The sequence below is a fragment of the Campylobacter sp. BCW_4341 genome, from assembly GCF_001764255.1.
Lineage (GTDB): Bacteria > Campylobacterota > Campylobacteria > Campylobacterales > Campylobacteraceae > Campylobacter_D > Campylobacter_D jejuni.
The window spans coordinates 1-2,358 of record NZ_MKAH01000037.1; the positions used below are offsets into that span (position 1 = coordinate 1).

General features: G+C 31.8%; 1 pseudogene. It reads right to left on the reverse strand.

The features are described 5' to 3' along the window. Positions 1-96: 96 nt before the first annotated feature. Positions 97-2,358, reverse strand: a pseudogene (locus tag AJN70_RS05715) (hypothetical protein); the annotation flags it as partial.

A 2,358-nucleotide genomic window follows, 5' to 3' on the forward strand; every position in this document is an offset into this window, starting at 1 on the left:
TAAAAACATCCATCCCAATAATTTTAAAATTATCAGGATGAAATTTTAACAAGTAGGAGAGTAAACTAATCAAACTAAGTATTATCTTTTATAAGATTACCAAAGATAATTAAACTGAGCAAATCCTGTATGGGTATTGCCATCTTTATCAAACATTCCATTATAGTTTAAACTAAAATAGAAAGCTTCATTAACAGGAACGATAAAAGAAGTACTTACAAATTTTTGTATTCTTGGTAAATAAAACTCATCACTTACTTTTATATTACCAAATCTAGCCTCCGCTTCTACTTTAGGATTGATATTAAACTTAGCTCCAAGTTCTACTGAAGTTTTTAAATTAGGCAACCAATCTCTAAACCAAGTAAAGCTTGTTTTAGTAGAGAAAAGATTTAAATAGTTTGCATAGGTTCTTTCTCCACCTTGAACTGTTGCTTGTCCTATAGTGTCTTTCATAGAAAAAGCTTCAGTATAACCTCCTTCATAAGCAAGACCTATTTCAGGGGAGAATATATCTTTATTAGAAATAAAATTCATACCTAAGGCTGTATTGACTCCATAAGCATAAGAATTAGGTTCAGCTTTAGCTTCATTATTTCCTATTTTTTTAGTTAAATCATTTTTAATCAAAGCAGCTTTACTTTGAGCTTTGATATAAACTTCTTGACCTTTTTCTGTAGTAAATAAGGTATTAAAGTATTTTAAACCTGCATAATAGGTTCTATTATTAATATCAAAATAAGTTGAACCCATTTTTGTATCTTCATAACCTGCATACACACCATATATTCCACTGTCTTTTAAAGTAGAATAACCTATAATGGTTCCTTTAGTGTGTCCTTTGCTTTCTTCATTTAAAGAAAGTTCAACATTCTGTGAAGAAGCATAAGGAAGGATGAATAAAGAATGTTCTTTATTAGAACCATAGCTTCCATTATTTAAATCACTCTTTATATAATCACTTGCATCTGCATATAAATTACCCTTTTCAGACATAGCAATGCTTTGAGATTTACTTGAAGAAGCTAAAGCAAAAGTTTGCATAGAATTACCCATAACATTATCTATAAAGGTTGATCTTCTTGAAGTAGTAGAGATTAAAGATCTAAAGGTTGCACCTGATATGGAAGCACTAAGATCAAACCTTTTATGAATTTTTCCTGTTGAAGGATCATAGATTAAATCAATTTCTCCACTACCATTGGTTCCTATATTGCCAATATTACCTGGTTTTACCCCTGAGATGATATCATTTATATCTCCTATTCCATCTAGATCAGCATTGCCTTGATCAACGGTTATATTATCTACTTTTACATTATCCGTATTGCTTCCACCTACAACCACAGTGTCTAATTTACCTGTATCTTTATCTGTAGAAACAACCCAATCTTCTATGACTATGCTACCAGATCCGCTATTAGTTAAATGATTGCCACTATTATCTTTATCTATGGTTCCTTGGTTATTAACAAAGATGGTTCCACCACCTTCATTTTTAATACCACTTGTAATAGTCGCATCAGAATCATTTTTTAAACTTAAATTATTATTACTTCTATTGAAGATATTACCATAAATAATTCCATTGTCAGTATTTAAAATACCACTTCCTTTTGCAGAAGCAATAAGACCTTCATTTTCAATAGTGATTCCGTATTCTTGTTTTTCTTGTCCTTCTTTTCCAATGGTTCCAGTATTTATAATACCCCCATTACCACCTTGGATAGTTCCAGATACATTGATGCTAGTATTTACTTGCTTACCGCCACCTATATAAATACCTGCATTACCACCTTCTAATCTACCCCCTGCTTTAACTTCAATGCCTTCACCCTCAATACCATTTTTACTTCCATCTATATGGATTGCATCATTGCCTGCTTTAATAACACCACCTTTTTCTATAGTGATTTTACCAATATTAACGGGCTTTTTATTTGTATCAAATGCATAAAAAGTTATACCATTGTTGCCTGCTTCTATAGTTCCTTTATTTGTAAGGGTTTCTATCTTGTTGCCATCACCTATGAAGATAGCATTGCCGTTTTGATTTTTGATTAGACCTGTGTTTTCAAAATTTTTAATAGTGGAGCTTGAAGTTCTCCAACTTTGAATGAATACTGCTCCTGATAATTGTTTGGCTCCAGATGTTCCTTCTATAGTACCAGTGTTTTTAAAATTATCTATAGTGGTACTTGATATATTTATACCTACTCTTCCTGAAAGAATACCTGAGTTATCAAAATTTGTTATAGTAGAACCAGAAAGATTTACCCCAGAGCTAGCAAACATAGCCCCATTAGGTCCTCCTGGATCTTTTCTTCCATCGCCTTTTAAGGTTCCGCTATTGATAAA